Raw genomic sequence first — 16464 nt, forward strand, 5'->3', positions numbered from 1 at the left:
ATGGCTGATTGGTTAGGTTTGAAAGACAAAGTTGTCGTTGTCACTGGTGCTGTTGGCGGGATGGGCACTCATTTTTGCGAAGCCTTTGCAGAGCATGGGGCTCCTATGCTGTAATTACGGACAAAAATAGTTTGTGCGATAATTGACAGATGAGGAATATTTTATGACCAATACAGCTATTCGCTACACCCCCGAATTTAAGCAAACCTTGATTGATCTTCATGAAAAAGGACACTCATTCAAAGAACTACATGAAGAATACGGTCCTTCCTTAGACACTATTCGCAAATGGGTTCAGGCGGCCACTGTCATTGCCATTGATCATCAAGGTACTGCTGTGACCAACGAACAGTTCAAGCAACTTCAAAAAGAAAATCGCCGTTTGAGGGAAGAACTCGATATTTTAAAACGAGCGGCGGTGTTGCTGGCAAAGCGTTGATTCATAGCGGCCGAAAGGCCGCTCTTTTTATGATTCAAGATCAATTGAGCCGGGGGCACCGCATCACAGTTATTCTCCGAGCGTTACGGATCCCTTCGAGTACCTACTATGACTGGTTAAGGTGGCATCCTAAGTCACGAAATCGCCGCCGAATTAAGCTTAAAGAGCTGGTTCAGGTTCTTTGGCAACGTCGAAAGTTTTACGGATACGTGCGGATTGCTAAACGTATTCGTAAATTACTTAAATGCCGCTTAAGTGACCGCACGATTTGGAAAGTCATGCGTGAATTGGGGATTCAATCGACAATGTATCGTAAACGCTCTAAAAAGCCTACCACAACCACTGACATGCCCCAAAAACCTAATTTAATGCGACACCTAGCTGACTTGTCTGAGGTCGTGACCACCGATATCACCTATATTCAACTGATCAACCAAAACTGGGTTTACCTTGCAACAGCGTATGATCCAAAAGCGAGAAAAGTCTTAGCTTGGCAAGTGGGTCAACAGATGACACAAGACCTCGCGGTCGCACCGATTCAAGCGTTAATTCACCAAGGTTATACTTTTAAGATGGTTCATAGCGATATGGGTAGTCAATATACCAGTCGTTTGTTTGAGACAACATTGACAGATGCGCACCTGCGTCACTCATATTCGCGCAAAGGCAAACCGGCTGATAACGGGCGGATTGAGGCCTACCATTCGCTATTGAAACGAGAATGGGTCCGGTTGGAGCAGATCAACTATGAATCAATTTTAGACGTCACTGAATCCATTGCTCGTTACAACACCTTCTACAATCATGATCGCGAGACCAACGGTCGCGGTGCTTGCAAAAGAAAGTCAGCAGCTGCATAAGTAACCGTTCAATAGGCGCACAGCCCTGGGGAAAGCACCAGATGTCAGGGCTTGTTTGTCGTACCTATGGCACGTTAAACAAGATTAAACGCTGATAAAAGATCTGATAATGCGTGAATTTAAGTGACAACCATACGCATTCGGCAGAACCGTACAATTTTTGTCCGGACCATTGACATTCTTGCCTGGGGCGAAGCTTGTCTTGGTTGATATTAAGAAAGATGCGATTCAGACAGCAGCTAAAAAATTAGCTGATCAATATGGCGTGCAAACATTAGCAGTGGCAACTGACACCACAGATGAAGATGAAGTCGATGCTGCGGTGCAAGCGGTTGTGGCTGAGTTTGGCAAAGTGGACATTCTCGTGAACACGGCCGCTATCTTGCGTTTTTCACCGTTTGAGGATTTGCGTTTGGATGAGTGGAAGACGGCTGTGAATATTAATTTGACTGGTTATTTCTTGATGTCACAACGATTTGGTCGGCAAATGATTGCCCAACATCATGGGACGATGGTGCATATTTCAACGGTTGCGGCTGATTTTCCAGAGACATACAGCGGGGCTTACAGCACAACCAAAGCCGCGGTTAATATGTTATCGAAACAAATGGCCGCTGAATGGGGCCAGTTCGGGATTCGCAGCAACTGTGTCATGCCATGTTTGGTGAAGACCCCGATGTCGGCTGATTTTTACAAGGATCCTAACGTGTTGGACGGCCGTGAGCACTTAGTTGCCAGTCGCCGGATTGGCAACTTGGATGACATCGCCAATGCTGTCCTTTACTTGAGCAGTGACCGTTCCGATTACACAAACGGTGATGAACTGCGAGTTGATGGCGGGCTGGGCATCATGATGCAAGATATGATTCCGAAGCCGGGTGGTCGGCGTGAATACGCAATTAAAGCGCACCAAGCTGCCAAGTAATTTGCAATATTGATAGAAGCAACTTGATCGCACCTTGGGTCAGGTTCTTCTTTTCAAAATGCTCGTGAAAATATGAACTTAATGGAGGCACTGAACATGGAGACGTGGATTTCTGGAGCGACTGGTTTGTTGTGCTTGCTGGGCAGTCCGGTTGGCCATTCTGGCTCGCCAGCAATGTATAACTTCAGTTTTCAAAAACAAAAAATTGATGCAGCTTATGTGGCGTTTGACGTGACCAAGGAGCAGATGCCAGAAGCATTGAATGCCATGCGCCTTTTCAAAATGTGCGGCGGCAACGTCACGATGCCGTGTAAAAATGTAGCAGCAACTTTGATGGACGAGTTATCGCCAGCTGCCAAGATCATTGGTGCGGTGAATGTCGTTGTGAATGATGATGGCAAATTGATCGGTCACATCACGGATGGCATCGGATTTGTTCGGAATTTGCAGGAACACGAGATTGATATCAAAGGCAAGCATTTGGTGGTATTAGGTGCTGGTGGCGCCGCGACTGCCATTCAAGTCCAAGCGGCGCTAGATGGTGCAAAACAGATTACCATCTTTAATCGGCAGGATGAATTCTATTCACGTGCTGAATCGACCGCCAAAAAGTTGGCCGAGGCAGCACCTGCTGTCAAAGTAGATGTGGTTCAGTTGGAAAATACTGACAGGCTCAAAGCGGCGATTGCGGACGCCGATATTCTTGTCAACGCAACTACTGTCGGCATGAAACCAGACGATGGGGTTTCCCTTGTTGATCCGAGTTTCCTACGCGCAGATTTGGTGGTGGCTGACACGGTATACAATCCTTTGAAGACAAAGTTGATTGAAGATGCTGAAAAAGTTGGCGCAAAAACAGCACCGGGTAAAGGCATGCTACTTTGGCAAGGCGCAGCCGGATATCAATTGTGGACTGGTCAGGACATGCCGGTGAAGGCATATCAGGCATTTGAAGAAGAGCGTGAACCAGACCGGTTAGAAACCGGAGTGTAAGCGGGCCTGAACGTGATGGCCGGGTTTTGGGCATTACGTTCAGGGTCCTTACACGCAGGTTTCTGGTCTGGAGAACGCGTTTAGGAAGAGCGTGAACTGGCGCGCACAGAAACTGGAGCATAAGCGGCCTCAAGCCTAAATGGCTGGTCTTTGGCCATTTTGGCCATTTAGGCTTGAGTTCCTTATGTGCAGGTTTCTGCGCCAGAGAACGCGTTTAAAAAAGAGCGTGAACCAGACCGGTCTCTGGTGTAGGGAACACGTTTAAAAACGGAGGCAACTTGAACGATGAAAACCAAACGTAATCATTTTTTGCCGGGTGCACTGGCACTGTATTTTTCCTATGCGATGCTGGGGATTGCATCTTCCATTCTAAGTCAGTATAAGGCGCAGTTTGCTTCGAATTGGGGTGCGCAACAACTGAGCAATGGCACCGTTGACGTCAGCATGGTCGTGTCAGTGATTGCGGAGTTCGGGTTAGGTCGCTTGATTGCCTATCCGTTTGCCGGGCCAGTGTCGGATCATTTTGGCCGGAAGGTTTCTGGGACGATTGGGATCGGGTTGTATGTGATCTTCTTCATCGGCATCATCACGGTCAATAGTTTCTGGGCGGCTTATCTCATCGGTATTCTTAATGGGATGGCGAACTCATTTTTGGACACCTGTGTTTCCCCGAGTCTCATGGAAATGTTTCCGGAATCGGCGTCGATTGCCAATCTTCTGACAAAATTCGCTGTGGTCACCGCGCAGTTTATCTTGCCGTTCTTCATTGGCGGCGTTGCGGCGGCTGGCCTGTCATTTCGGACGATCTTCATCATCTGCGGCGTGGCGCTGGCTGCGGATGCCATTGCCATTATCGTTTTCCCATTTCCTAAGCGGGAAAAACCAGAGCTGAATGCAGCTGGCACGCCTGAAAAAATGCATTTTTCAATTGGGTCTGTGGCGGCTATTTTAATTGGTTTCACCAGTTCGACCACCTTCATGGTTTGGTTGAATTGCAACCAGGAACTAGGGGCGGCTTACGGGGTTAAAAATCCAGCAACGCTGCAATCGTTATACGCCGTTGGTGCTGGGATTGCGGTGTTGCTGACGGCTCGTCTGATCAAAGCCGGTTTAAAAGAAAGCACCGTTTTGATCCTGTATCCGACGATTGCGGTGGTCATGTTAGCCTTGTGCTACTTTGTGCAGACGCCGGTCATTCTTTACATTGGTAGTTTTGTGATTGGTTATGCCGCGGCTGGCGGTGTGTTGCAACTTGCCACCTCAACGACTATCAGTTTCTTCCCCAGTCATAAAGGCACAGCGACTTCGCTGGTCATGATTGCCTCAAGTATTGCCAACTATGCGGTGTTATCCGCCGCTGCCGGGTTGACCAAGGCCTTTGGCGATGCGGCACCACGGATGATCATTCTTTTGAATATTGTCATCACGATTGTCGGCATCGGTTTAGCACTGGTCGTGAAGACGCAGGAAAAGCACGTCCTAGCAGTTTCACAAGTCCATTAGCAAAAAGGAGTTCGGAACATGTCATTAAAAGATGAAATTGACGGTCACACCGTTTTAGCTGGCTTACTGGCGCATCCTGCTGGCCACTCGATGTCGCCGGCAATGTATAACGCAACATTTGAAAAACTTGGGTTAAATGATGCTTACCTGTCCTTTGATGTTGATGCACCTGAATTGGCACACGCCTTGCAAGCTATGCGCAGCCTGCATTTTCTGGGTGGTAATTTGTCGATGCCGAATAAGCAAAAGGCCATACCGTTGTTGGACAAACTATCGCCGGCCGCAAAATTGATCGGTGCCGTAAATACCATTGTCAATGACCACGGGGTGCTGACCGGCCATATCACCGATGGCACAGGCTTCATGCAAGCACTGAGCAACGATGGCTTGGATATTCGCGGCGAGAAAATGACACTGGCAGGAGCTGGCGGTGCGGGGACAGCGATTGCGATTCAAGCAGCTTTGGACGGTGTCCGGGAAATCAATATTTTTAATCGTCGTGATGCTTCGTGGCAAAATGCCGAACGTAATGTGGCCATCATTAATGACCAAACGCAAGGCCATGCGACATTGTTTGCACTCGATGATCAACCGGCGTTAAAGGCTAGCATTTCGGATTCAGTGATCTATGTTGATGCGACACCCGCGGGGATGAAGCCGCTAGAAACTATTAGTAATGTGCCTGATGGCGATTGGTTTACGCCAGAGACGATCGTGTTTGATACGGTCTATGCACCGCGCGAAACCAAACTTATGCAGCTCGCTAAAGAAGCCGGTGTGAACCACGTGTATAACGGCATTAACATGCTGATCAATCAAGGCGCCGCCGCCTTCCATCTGTGGACAGGCCTACAAATGCCAGTTGATTATATTCGCGAGACGGTGTTTGGTGAACCGGCGGCAGTCGCGCACTCGTAAACAAGAAGACGAATTCAAGCAGTCAGCCACGCGCTTAAAATCGTCATTTCGACAAATCAAAAAAAAAGATAATCTTGTAAAAAAGCCCCGATGTCAGTGTGCCACTGGCATCAGGGCTTTTTGCATTCCGTGGCCATGTGCCAGCGTTTTCTAAGCTGACTGAGTGGGCATGCGGTCACCTGCTAATTGAATAAAAAGTATTCGCGAATATATCAACGTCAAAGGTTGTTATTGGCCTTACATTTAGTTAGTATATAAGTACTGAAAGGGAGGATACTATGAAATACCTCATTGAATTCAAACGATGTTGGCACCAGTCGAACGGTCAGGGTATCCACCTGATGTGTCCGGGCAAATGACCACATGTGGGGTTTCTTACCCACGGTCACACGCAAAGTTTCTTTTAAGGTTAATTAGTCATTATGAGGGAATAGGAGGTGAACCTTGGAAAAATCGCCACTCAAGATCGGTATTTTGAACGTCATGCATGATAAGGCTGACACCAAAACTCGGCTACAGCATGTTTTGACGCACACTGACATACCGGTCGATTTGCATTTTTACTACCCCATGACCCATTACGCCGGACGGACGGTGCCGGAAGCGGTCAGTTCAATCCTCGATCCGCTGGACATTCATGAGGTGGCGACGATGGATGGGTTCATCATCACCGGTTCGCCGATTGAAACCTTGGAATTTGATCAAGTGCATTACATCGCCGAAGTTCGAACCTTGTTGAAAACGTTAAGTCAGCATGTCCCTAATCAGCTCTATCTTTGCTGGGGTGGGATGGTGGCATTGAATTACTTTTTTGGCATCAGCAAGCTAATCTTGCCGCATAAACTTTTTGGCGTTTATCCGCAAACCATTCTTGAGCCGCACCCACTTTTGAAGGGACTCAAAAATGACTTCAAGTCGCCGCATGCACGCTATGCCGAAATGGATGTCCGCGGTATTCATGCCGACCCGCGGCTCACGATTAACGCGACGACGACGAAGGGCAAACTCTTCATGGTGACTGAACCGACTGATACGCAAACTTTCGTCTTTTCACACATCGAATACGATCGATGGGGATTGGATTCAGAATACAAGCGTGAAGTCGCTGCTCATCCAGAGATCGACTATGTTCGCGCTAAACATTATTATCATCACAAAAATGATTACGATCATCCCAAGTTCAATTGGAAGAAAACGCAACGAACGATTTTTGACAATTGGATTCAACATGTCGCGGATCATCGCAATGACAATCATTAGGAAAATCAATCAACTAATATGGAGGCTTTTAATATGGTGACAGCAGCAGATAATATTACCGGTTTGATTGGCAACACCCCTTTGCTTAAGCTAAATCGTGTCGTCCCAGAAGATGCAGGAGATGTTTATGTGAAGCTTGAATTCTTTAATCCCGGCGGTTCTGTCAAAGACCGAATTGCCTTGGCCATGATTGAAGATGCCGAATACAAGGGCGTTTTGAAGCCAGGCGGCACCATTGTTGAACCAACATCTGGCAACACTGGCATCGGCTTGGCCTTGGTCGCCGCGGCTAAAGGCTACCACCTGATCATCACGATGCCAGAAACGATGAGTGTTGAACGTCGTGCGTTAATGCGGGGCTATGGCGCCGAATTGATTCTGACACCAGGGGCGGATGGCATGCCGGGTGCGATTAAAAAAGCTCAGGCACTCAGCAAGGAAAATGGTTACTTCTTGCCGATGCAGTTCCAAAATCCGGCTAATCCGGATGTGCACGAGCGCACCACCGGTCAAGAAATCATCCGTTCTTTTGATGGCGGCACCCCAGACGCCTTCGTTGCTGGCGTCGGCACAGGTGGCACGTTGACCGGAGTTGGCCGGGCGTTGCGGAAAATCAACCCGCAGGTGCAAATTTATGCACTTGAAGCAGCTGAGTCACCAATGCTCAAAGAAGGGCACGGCGGCAAGCATAAGATCCAAGGTATCTCCGCTGGCTTCATCCCAGACGTTTTGGATACCAACCTATACCAAGACATTATTGAAGTCACCAGCGACCAAGCCATCGACATGGCTCGTCACGTTAGCCATGAAGAAGGCTTCCTGCCAGGTATCTCTGCCGGCGCCAATATTTTCGGTGCCATTGAAATTGCTAAGAAACTTGGCAAAGGCAAGAGCGTGGTAACAGTCGCGCCGGATAATGGTGAACGATACTTGTCAACGGACTTGTTTAAGTTCGAAGATTAAAGGTACAATTTTGCAGCTGGCATTGATGAAATAGAACATGAAATGAAAGTGGCTCGGTATCTGACAAAGGTCAGCTATCGGGCCACTTTTATATGGATAAAAATTATATGGACCATTTGATAAACTAATTAAATGCAAGTATGCATCAACTGATGATCATGGGCATCAGTCCGTGATTCTTTCTTTACTTTAGTCATGATGATCAAGACGGGTTCCTTTGAAAATGACGGCTTGAATTTTTGGCTCTTTCTGCAACAGTCGCCATGTATAGACCAGACTAGCTGTGGCTGACATGATCATGATGTTCCATGTGCTTGAGGAAAAGTTCTTCCATACGAAAAGATCTTTTTCAATCTCCTCACTAAGTTCCGATAAAACATCCACATGCCATCCTGATAGCAACGCAAACCCAAGACCATAAATAAAGATCACGATCCAGCCTACCAAATATTGCCATCCGTGGCGAATTTCAATGATAGGAAGGCCATTGACATCATGTTTTTGAGAAACGTGGATTTTTAGACCAGTTGTTTGAAACCAGCCCAGAATGGCACCAATCAAGATGGTTACCCCAAGTGCCAAAAAGGTAGGCCGCTTGTGAGAAACTAATAATATACCGGTCACTAAGGTATAAGCGGGTATGATAACTAATGTTAACCGTGAGATTCTTTCGAAACGAAAGACATGACGAGTGAAGAAAAACAATGCAGCAATGAGTAGTATTATTTGTGACATAGGGGGCCTCTTATTCAGGATTATAAAGGTAGAACTTAATTTTCAAAGTTTACTGCTTTGAAAATTTCGAAGCAATAGGACGATGCAAATTATTCGAGAATGGCTATAATGGGAGTTATAAGTCTCCATGGTGCAACGGATAGCATAATGGTCCTCGAAACCACAGATCCGGGTTCGAATCCCGGTGGAGGCATTATTTAGCTTTCTTTAGGTTATTTTAGCTTTTTAAAAAGCTTATGTATCAGCATTTACAGCAATTTAGGTATCTTTAGAGTTACTTTGTTTTTATTTTTCGGGGGACAAAAAGGGGACAAACACAATCATAGCTGATCCATGAATAACACGGCCTTATGTGCTTCTTGTTTTCTCTGTGAGTCTAACAAATGACCATAGACTTTCATCGTAATAGTCACGTCTGAATGACCCAACCGCTTTGAAATATAATAGATGTCGACGCCTTTGCTGATCAAGTAGCTGACGTGGCTATGACGCAACCCGTGAAAGGTGATCTGCTTATCTTCAGGGATCCCAGCTTTGTTCTGAATGACGTGCAGGGCTTTGTTACATGCGCTGTCTGTAATCACGTTGTGACGTGGATCACGCATAATCATCTGGTCTTCGTCACGATATCCAGTACGAAGATAAGATGCTGCTTGTTCCTGATGGATCTTATTAAGAAGCTCAATGACGCTGGGCGATATCTCAATGTCGCGAACTGACGAATCAGTTTTAGTTGGTTTGAATCCTGTTCCATACAAATGATCCCAAGAACGCGTAACGTGAATGACGCAGAGCTTAGTATCGATGTCAGGCCAAGTTAAAGCCAACACTTCAGATATTCGCATGCCAGTCATCGAGCCAATATAAACAGCAAGCGCCCCGATATTGCGGTACGAAGCCCGTTCAATAGCAATTGCTTTAACCTTAGCGAAATCACGGCTGTCTAGCACCTTTACTTTCCCACTAGAGCGCACGCCTGATGTCTTCGTTCCAAAGGTAAAATCAGAAAATAGAATGCGTTCATTGATTGCCGCTTTTACCATCCCACGAACATAGCTGTTCATCTTGGTAACGATATCTTTCGAACGCTCACGTGGCCGCTTTCGTGTGGTTTTCTCCTTGCGATCTTTGCCAGCAGCAAAATCGTTAATAAATTTCTGCCATTCGATAGGTCGAATAGAATTAAGCTTTCGGCCATCAAATCGGCTCTTTAGGTGCTTTCTGAAAAGTTTGTAACGGTATACAGTGTTGATTGACTTGCCATTGATTCGGTATGCTTCAGCCCATTGATCCCAATAATCAAGTAACAGAACGTCTTGTTTTGATGGATCGCCACCACGTTTGAGGTCATCTTCTACAGCTTCCGCAGCATCTTGCGCAGATGATTTAAGCCGATACCCGCCGTGTGAAGCAACCAGCTGTTTACCGGCGGAGTCCGTATACTTAACCCGGTATTCCCAATATTTGCCGCGTTTCCTAAATGTTGCCATGCGAATTGCCTCCTTTTCTGGTAAAATCGAGTATACAAAGAGCCTTATGACTCCGAGTATTTGTTAGGCGTCTACCCGTTCACTTTGGTCGGTGGGGTAGGCGCTTTTTGCGCTATTTCCTGCCTGCTTTTTTCTTGTTAAGTGCCTCGTTTACGTTACTGAGCGGAATATCTTTGATGAATCGTTTTTCTCTAATTCTAGAAAAGGGGACAACGATCTTGTCGTTTAGTTCTGTTTTTTCTTTATCAGTGAAGACTTCGGTGTCTGAAATGTCTAGGAGAACTGAGTGCTCATATTTTTTGATCGGTTCTCCTTCAAAATTTTTCCAAGTTTTTTCGCCAAACTTATAAGAGATTACTGTAATTGGTTTCATAGGCTTTACCCCCTACAATCTGTGTGGCTTTTCGTGATATAATTAAGTGAATGAAATTCATGCAAAAAGAAATTAGGTGAGTATAAATCATGGAAATGCAACAACTAATCTTAGCGGGTATCCCTGGGTTCTTGACTTTCATATGGCTCGATAAGCTAGATGCTATTCATTTCGATTTGCCAGCAAGACAGGCAGATCGTACTATCGCTTTGATTCTGATATCTATGCTGAATGCTGCTGGTGGCCTCGCAATTTACCAGCAAATCTGGGGAACAGTTGGTCACAGCTTCTGGAGTGAATTTGGCCTTTTCGTAGTTACGCTGATTTTGTCTGTTCCATTAGCCTTCACTTACTATTTCTTAATTAAGCTAGGAAATTCATGCCTGATATGGATACAAGAACAATTTCACGTTGCCACCGTATTGCCAGGGTCGCCGCTAGTTGAGGCATTAAAAAATAAAGAATACAGTGAGGAAAAGCTTGTCATCATTTTCGACTTTAACGACAAGCTTATCTCTAGTGGTTACGCCAATCGCCTACCTGGAAGCGACGACCCAACTCAACAAATCGGGTTGATGACATATGGACAGGATTGGACCGTGAAATTGGCACAGAAAAAATATGATGAGTCTCCACAAAACAGTGAACAAATCATTGACTTCGACCGACAATTGAAAATTTATATTATCGGAATCAATCCTTATTCTTAGAAGATGCCGAATCCGGCATCTTTGGTTTGGGGGGAACAGGGTCTTTGTGAACTAATTTGATTGAACGATTTTGTACATTTCTGTCAAAAAAGAGGCCGGATTTTTTATCTGGCAAACTTTTAGCTTTATCTGAGTTGTCTTTTTGCAATTTCTTTTCCTCCACATAATCTAATTGCTCCTCGACCACAGCGGCCGGGGGTTTTTTGTATCCAGCCAACACTCAGTTAAACTGCTCGACATTTTGATCATCGTCTTGATCACTAGCGCAAGCGGTTGTTGCGCCAGCCAACAAAACAATGAGTAAGATGGCAACTATCTTTTTTAGCATGATGACTCACATCCTTTACTTGGTATGTGGCACAAGCCCCACTCTCCGGCTTGCACGGAGACGCCGCTTGCGTTGGGGAAGGGACTAAATAAGACCGAACAGTATAATTATTATAATAATTGGTATTGTGCATCCTAAAGTCATCGCACAACCGAAGTCGCTAAAAAATTTCCCGGTTTTGTCAACTGATTGTGAAAACTTATCAGCACCATTGGCAACTTTTTCCCATGAATTGATTGGCATACCGTTCTGATGTTCACCTGGATAAATTATTTTAGCCCCGCAGTTGGGGCAAAAGCGCTCGCCTTTAAGCTGATGTTTACAATTCAGGCAATAAGGCTTTCTTTTTGCTGCGTACATTTTTTTGCCGACTTCAGACCATTCTTCACCGGAATTATTGTTGAGCGTCTTAGCTGGTTGCTGATCTTCGGCGATAAGTTTTAAAGTTACTGGGTCTCTATAAGTTTTGACAGTAATAGAACCATCGATTCGTGTACTTGTTTGTTTATATGTCCCCCCGTGTATAGATACCCACAGTTCCACTTTGTCATTTAGATACAAGGCTGAGAATGTTTTGACTTTGTCGTTCGGTATCTTTCCAATGAAGTACTTAGTTTGCCTAATTTCGGCATATACTTTCCCATCAATATCGACTGAAACTGGTTGATTTAAGGCAGCAAACTTACTTAGTTGCCATATCTTATTTTCAAAAGCAGTATCAATAATTTCGGAGTTGCCGAGACCATCATATGCTTGCCCTGCATCAACCTGGTCTTCCGGTAACAGATTCATTCATTCAGAAATCTGAGAGTCTTGAGTATCTAATAATGTGCATATTTTTGTCATAATCCAACATCAACATCTTTCTACAATTAATTAATGACTTTTCCGATTATACTGATATCATCTGCTTTTACCAGTTGGTTGCAAGCTAATTCAACAATGAACAGTCAGTAGTTTTCATAAAACCGTTCAATGCATTGAACGGCAGAATCCTCTAACCATTGCGGTATCGCTAAATCATTCATGAATTGGTCAATGTTTGCTGATTCTTCTGGAATGTCTGCGAAATACATTGGAACGATAATTGATAGCGCACGTTGGTTGGCTCCATTCTCTGTACGGCTTTTAGTGTATTGATTTGTGTATCGAAGCTTACCGTTATCCCCGTTGAGAATATGTGCACATTCATGAGCTGCTTGAAATGGCAACTCATTTGCATTCGGCCATTTGTTGTTAAGAATAATTAGGCGAGCTTCTGTATCAACCAAAGGGCCTTGGTCCTCGTGTAAGGGGATAGTCGAGCAGCCTATATTGTGATCCCAAGCATAGTCAATCACCTGATTCAACAAGTCCTCTATATGATCATTCATGACGATCACGCTTTTTGCTGCTATTATTGCGTCGTTCCAAAATAGCTTGAATGATTTCCCAATCGTCTTGGCGAACAGGCTGTCCTTGATAGGTAAAGATGTTTGTTCCTGACAGATCAACAGGTTTAGAACCTTCATTGTCAGGATTGGGGTTATCCGTATTGCCAAGTAAATAATCCACAGAAACTTGAAGAACATCAGCAACTTTCTGAACATTCTCGGTAGATGGGGTCATCTTTTTCCATCGATAGATGCTGTTAATGCCTATACCTGCTTTCAGAGCTAATTTTTGGAGTGACCACCCTCGATTTGAAGCTAGTGTTTTTATTCTGTCGTAAGTACTCATGAGACGAGTTCTCCCGGTCATGACGAATTATTTATCACAAGTGGTTTACAATTTATCACGTGTGGTTTACTATGAATTCATCAAGTAATTAAGCAAACATCAACAAGCTAATCCATCCATGTCTTTGGCGATAACGGTGGATAAGTAGATCATCTGTCTTATTTGCTATGCCATTAATTTACCACTCGTGATAAATTAATGCAACAACTTGATTGATTCTTTAAATGTAAGGGAGGTGAGTACATGGTAAACGTTCAGCTCAATTGGACTGCTAATCGTAATGACTGGAAAGGCTACTTATTACATTTGAATTTGTCACAGCTCGACATTGCGAAATTTCTCGGTATCAGTGATCAGGTAATGGCAATTCTGGTTAAAAAGATGACTGACGGTCAGGGATTAACTGCTAATCAGATCGACAAAGACCGTTGGAAGCGAGCTATTGAATATGTCAAATATAAGCAGTCACAGCAAAAGAAGATGACGGTATGAACGGGCTAATCAAACTTCATGTGGAATAGGGAGGAAGATAAATGATCAAGCCGATTGATGCAATTCGCAATGAGCTTCCAGTGGTTACGTCCAAAACGTTAGATCTATTTGAGTCTGCTGTTAGTCAAGAACTACAAAAAAGAAACCCAAAAGCCACATTCCAAGTTAGCATCCTTGGGATGGCGGTATTGGGCCTTCTGGTGGCAACAAGGCTAGAGGAAGTCTCTGACATTAACAACTGAATCAAGCATTGTCTGTGCTGCGGACATGATAACAAACGCTTGGACAGCATCATCGACACTGGAGGGATCGTAAATCTTAGGGGTGTGGGCTTTGGGATTTCGATAAAGAAATATTACGGTTCTAAGAAGGTTACGTAATCCGGAATATATGTCTCTGTCGGTTTCCGTTGCAAGCATGTTGCCCTTAATAACGAGTATTGGTTGCTTGTCCGAAAACACGGTGCTTACCAAACTATTGCCATCTTTTTGTATGCCTGAAAGTTGCTGAATTCGATTAACGACACCCTTGCTTGCTTCGAAGATGGCGTGAAAGTAGTCGCCTTGAAGAAATTGTTCGTTGCAGAATTTCATCACTAGAGGGTGAACATTGAGTTCTGTAAGTCGAGCGCTAAGAGTTTTTAAGCGTAGCTGGGCTTCAGAAAACGTAGTCGCGGTTTTTGCTGATGCGATTCTTCCACTGTCATCCAAACAATAACCATAAAAAATAAGGCATTCATTTATCTCATATCGTAGGCGGCCCCATTCTTCTGGCTTTGAAATAAAGTCTTGAGGTCGAGCAATGTACTGGATGGCTCTAAAAAAGGGGCGACTATTGTGTGAAGCATTACACTCGTGCCTAATTGTTTCGTCTAAACGACGCCATTTGGTAGACGCTTTGAACCATTGATTGTCAGTTTGTCTTTGAAGATCATAATCGAAAAATCCAAGCAAAGAAAACATTTTGGTGATTTTGGGCCCAGTCGTATATTCTCCCAAGATTTTAGATATATTTTCAACAGCTACGGCATCAATTGGTTTGGACATTACATTCGCTCCTTATGAACTATTATCCCACTGACGGAGGGCAGCAAACTATGAAAATTCATGAAAGAAGGAAACGCATTGAATGAACCACAACCAATTGAACAAAACGGCCAGCGTGTACTGACCACCGAACAACTTGCAGAATTGTACGGAACGACTGTTGGAGTCGTTCAAATGAACTTTAAACGAAACTCGAATAAGTTCATTGAAGGAAAGCACTTCTTCAAGCTGAAAGGGGAGCAACTTCGGGCATTCAAGAACGAACCGACAAATTGTGGGTTCGTTGGGAAAAATGCAAGTGCTCTATATCTCTGGACTCGCCGCGGCGCCGCACGTCACTCAAAAATGCTTGGTGCAGAGCAGGCTTGGGATATGTTCGACAGTCTGGAGGAGAACTACTTTAATCCGAAAACACGGCTTCCACAGACGCCAGAAGAAAAGCTTGCTTTAACCACGGAAGTTGCTACTCGAACTGTAAAACGGATTGAAAAGCTTGATGGTCGTGTAACTGATCTGGAAGAGAAGGCTTTGCTGGCACCAGGTGAATATAACTACATCAGCAAACAAGTCAATCGAGCTGTTGCAAATTATCTGGACGTACATCACTGCAAACTCAACGCAAAACAGCGCAGCCTCTTTTATCGAGATATTAACCACGGACTAAATGACTACATCGGAATCAAGACACGTACACAGTTACGTAAGAAAGACTTCGATAAGGCTGATGACTTTATCCAGAATTGGACGCCATCAACAGCAACTCTCATGAAAGCACGCGAGATTTCATTATTGGAGGACCAACAACAGGAGGCTATCTAAATGAATGAACGCCCAAAGGAAAAGTTAACCAATGTCGTTAAAGTACAGGACAAAGATGTTGAAGACCAAGTAACTGGAATGGTCATTGATCTTCTCAAACAAAAAGGCTTCACATTTGCCAACTTTGAATCAGTTGTAGCACGTGTGAAGTCTCACTATCAGAACAACGCAACTATTTAGACCAGGTGTAACGGTATTGTTCGCCTGACCCATTTTCGGCAATCAGATACCAACGGCCAGCTCCAGAAACCCGAATTGTAACTGGGGACTCATCATAGTGACCTCCGAAATATGTAAAGTGGTCACCACGTTGGTGAGCGTTGAAGTTTGCTTGATCCACCAAGTAAACGTTCGCAGCGTGCGGAAGTTCGACTGTAACAGCTAGAGCTCCGCCCGGATTGTCATAATAAGGGACTTGCACCATGAAGATTCACCTCCTTTCGGTTTCATTATCCGTCAGGAGGCGATCACAGGAAAGGAGAAAATGCCATGCCGTTGTTGCAGGTTGTTGAAGATGATCAGATTTCAAGCAAAAAGTATTTAGCGGTTGAAGAAGAAGAACTGGCAAAGATGATTGAGGAGAACCAAGAGTTAAAACGCAAGCTAGCAGCACGAGGCATGTGGACGCTCACCACCGCAACAAGCTATGTCGAAGGACATAACAACACGTGGGTAGTTAACAATATCTTGAACGTCCCACGCTTCCACAAGTTCTTGCAAGATACCGTGGTTTCATATCCACCGCCTGGCAAAAAGGGGTATCTGTTTCATCCGAAACCATGGCTCGACTTCTTAGACAAATGGTTCCCAGAGATTTCAAGGTCGCTTAGAGAGAAGGGTAAATAATGATTGGTTATTTACTAATTGCTGGTGGCTTCGGCGTGATCGTTG

The 16464-nt window shown here is 44.8% G+C and carries 22 protein-coding genes, 1 tRNA gene and 2 pseudogenes; 16 read left to right on the forward strand and 9 right to left on the reverse strand.

The genetic code is table 11. The annotated features are described in order from the left end of the window. The 9 genes and pseudogenes from LBPC_RS15060 to cysK form a co-directional block, all read left to right on the forward strand. Positions 1-111 (forward strand): annotated as a pseudogene (locus LBPC_RS15060) (2-deoxy-D-gluconate 3-dehydrogenase); the annotation flags it as partial. A 52-nt stretch (positions 112-163) separates the two neighbouring features. Beyond that, the gene (locus tag LBPC_RS02245) at positions 164-439 is read left to right on the forward strand and encodes a transposase (protein WP_003566536.1); all 276 of its coding nucleotides are present in this window, start codon (positions 164-166) and stop codon (positions 437-439) included. Continuing rightward, positions 436-1299 carry an IS3 family transposase gene (locus LBPC_RS02250; RefSeq protein WP_003663214.1) on the forward strand — a complete coding sequence of 288 codons (864 nt, stop codon included), beginning with the start codon at positions 436-438 and terminating at the stop codon, positions 1297-1299. Before LBPC_RS02245 ends, LBPC_RS02250 begins: the two co-directional genes overlap by 4 nt. A 187-nt stretch (positions 1300-1486) precedes the next feature. Continuing rightward, a pseudogene (locus LBPC_RS02255) lies at positions 1487-2224 on the forward strand (SDR family NAD(P)-dependent oxidoreductase); the annotation flags it as partial. Between the two features lie 96 nt (positions 2225-2320). After that, entirely contained in the window at positions 2321-3217 is an 897-nt protein-coding gene (gene aroE / locus LBPC_RS02260; protein ID WP_032781064.1) for a shikimate dehydrogenase, read from the forward strand. Positions 3218-3502: 285 nt separating this feature from the next. Further along, complete coding sequence (locus LBPC_RS02265) at positions 3503-4720, forward strand: MFS transporter (RefSeq protein WP_003661639.1); 1218 nt, start codon at positions 3503-3505, stop codon at positions 4718-4720. Between the two features lie 18 nt (positions 4721-4738). Then, positions 4739-5638, forward strand: a complete 900-nt coding sequence (locus LBPC_RS02270; protein WP_003573692.1) for a shikimate dehydrogenase — start codon at positions 4739-4741, stop codon at positions 5636-5638. Between the two features lie 444 nt (positions 5639-6082). Beyond that, positions 6083-6898, forward strand: coding sequence for a homoserine O-succinyltransferase (locus LBPC_RS02275; RefSeq protein WP_003573694.1), 816 nt, complete (start codon positions 6083-6085; stop codon positions 6896-6898). Between the two features lie 33 nt (positions 6899-6931). Next, positions 6932-7861, forward strand: coding sequence for a cysteine synthase A (cysK, locus tag LBPC_RS02280; RefSeq protein ID WP_016365576.1), 930 nt, complete (start codon positions 6932-6934; stop codon positions 7859-7861). A 189-nt stretch (positions 7862-8050) separates the two neighbouring features. Here cysK and LBPC_RS02285 read toward each other — a convergent pair whose 3' ends face one another. Beyond that, positions 8051-8596 (reverse strand): hypothetical protein, encoded by a 546-nt coding sequence (locus LBPC_RS02285; protein WP_003661641.1) that lies wholly within the window; start codon positions 8594-8596, stop codon positions 8051-8053. Between the two features lie 121 nt (positions 8597-8717). Between LBPC_RS02285 and LBPC_RS02290 the strand changes: the two genes are divergently transcribed. Then, positions 8718-8789 (forward strand) — tRNA-Arg (locus tag LBPC_RS02290). A gap of 127 nt (positions 8790-8916) precedes the next feature. On the opposite strand, the gene LBPC_RS02295 is transcribed toward LBPC_RS02290, so the two are convergent. Together LBPC_RS02295 and LBPC_RS02300 are read right to left on the reverse strand one after the other, a co-directional pair. Further along, on the reverse strand, positions 8917-10086 hold the full coding sequence (locus tag LBPC_RS02295; RefSeq protein ID WP_003569067.1) for a site-specific integrase: 1170 nt from the start codon (positions 10084-10086) through the stop codon (positions 8917-8919). A gap of 112 nt (positions 10087-10198) precedes the next feature. Then, positions 10199-10459 carry a hypothetical protein gene (locus LBPC_RS02300; RefSeq protein ID WP_003573997.1) on the reverse strand — a complete coding sequence of 87 codons (261 nt, stop codon included), beginning with the start codon at positions 10457-10459 and terminating at the stop codon, positions 10199-10201. Between the two features lie 89 nt (positions 10460-10548). On the opposite strand from LBPC_RS02300, the gene LBPC_RS02305 reads away from it, so the two are divergent. Continuing rightward, positions 10549-11169: a hypothetical protein gene (locus LBPC_RS02305; RefSeq protein WP_003586911.1), complete on the forward strand. Its 621-nt coding sequence runs from the start codon at positions 10549-10551 to the stop codon at positions 11167-11169. On the opposite strand, the gene LBPC_RS02310 is transcribed toward LBPC_RS02305, so the two are convergent. From LBPC_RS02310 to LBPC_RS15075, 4 genes are all read right to left on the reverse strand, one after another. Further along, on the reverse strand, positions 11153-11389 hold the full coding sequence (locus LBPC_RS02310) for a hypothetical protein (protein WP_003572177.1): 237 nt from the start codon (positions 11387-11389) through the stop codon (positions 11153-11155). The two genes, LBPC_RS02305 and LBPC_RS02310, sit on opposite strands and share 17 nt — an antisense overlap. A gap of 192 nt (positions 11390-11581) precedes the next feature. Further along, on the reverse strand, positions 11582-12289 hold the full coding sequence (locus tag LBPC_RS02315; RefSeq protein ID WP_003661644.1) for a putative zinc ribbon protein: 708 nt from the start codon (positions 12287-12289) through the stop codon (positions 11582-11584). Positions 12290-12447: 158 nt separating this feature from the next. After that, positions 12448-12870, reverse strand: a complete 423-nt coding sequence (locus LBPC_RS02320; RefSeq protein WP_003572182.1) for an ImmA/IrrE family metallo-endopeptidase — start codon at positions 12868-12870, stop codon at positions 12448-12450. Then, positions 12863-13216 (reverse strand): helix-turn-helix domain-containing protein, encoded by a 354-nt coding sequence (locus LBPC_RS15075; protein WP_003572184.1) that lies wholly within the window; start codon positions 13214-13216, stop codon positions 12863-12865. The genes LBPC_RS02320 and LBPC_RS15075 overlap by 8 nt, the downstream gene beginning before the upstream one ends. A gap of 243 nt (positions 13217-13459) precedes the next feature. Here LBPC_RS15075 and LBPC_RS02330 point away from each other — a divergent pair, with 243 nt between their 5' ends. Both LBPC_RS02330 and LBPC_RS02335 read left to right on the forward strand, forming a co-directional pair. After that, the gene (locus tag LBPC_RS02330; RefSeq protein WP_003574003.1) at positions 13460-13708 is read left to right on the forward strand and encodes a hypothetical protein; all 249 of its coding nucleotides are present in this window, start codon (positions 13460-13462) and stop codon (positions 13706-13708) included. 41 nt (positions 13709-13749) lie between these two features. After that, complete coding sequence (locus LBPC_RS02335; RefSeq protein ID WP_003572187.1) at positions 13750-13950, forward strand: hypothetical protein; 201 nt, start codon at positions 13750-13752, stop codon at positions 13948-13950. On the opposite strand, the gene LBPC_RS02340 is transcribed toward LBPC_RS02335, so the two are convergent. Further along, a complete protein-coding gene (locus LBPC_RS02340; RefSeq protein ID WP_003572188.1) occupies positions 13921-14754 on the reverse strand; it encodes a TIGR02391 family protein in 834 nt (277 codons plus the stop codon). The genes LBPC_RS02335 and LBPC_RS02340 overlap by 30 nt on opposite strands. Positions 14755-14814: 60 nt before the next feature. On the opposite strand from LBPC_RS02340, the gene LBPC_RS02345 reads away from it, so the two are divergent. Further along, on the forward strand, positions 14815-15573 hold the full coding sequence (locus LBPC_RS02345) for an ORF6N domain-containing protein (protein ID WP_003661647.1): 759 nt from the start codon (positions 14815-14817) through the stop codon (positions 15571-15573). After that, complete coding sequence (locus LBPC_RS02350) at positions 15574-15753, forward strand: hypothetical protein (RefSeq protein WP_003572193.1); 180 nt, start codon at positions 15574-15576, stop codon at positions 15751-15753. It abuts the gene before it with no gap. Here LBPC_RS02350 and LBPC_RS02355 read toward each other — a convergent pair. Next, entirely contained in the window at positions 15746-15997 is a 252-nt protein-coding gene (locus LBPC_RS02355; protein WP_003572196.1) for a DUF1883 domain-containing protein, read from the reverse strand. The two genes, LBPC_RS02350 and LBPC_RS02355, sit on opposite strands and share 8 nt — an antisense overlap. A gap of 65 nt (positions 15998-16062) precedes the next feature. Between LBPC_RS02355 and LBPC_RS02360 the strand changes: the two genes are divergently transcribed. Continuing rightward, the gene (locus tag LBPC_RS02360; protein WP_003572199.1) at positions 16063-16419 is read left to right on the forward strand and encodes a DUF771 domain-containing protein; all 357 of its coding nucleotides are present in this window, start codon (positions 16063-16065) and stop codon (positions 16417-16419) included. Positions 16420-16464: the final 45 nt, after the last annotated feature.

Source organism: Lacticaseibacillus paracasei subsp. paracasei (assembly GCF_000829035.1).
Classification (GTDB): Bacteria; Bacillota; Bacilli; order Lactobacillales; family Lactobacillaceae; genus Lacticaseibacillus; species Lacticaseibacillus paracasei.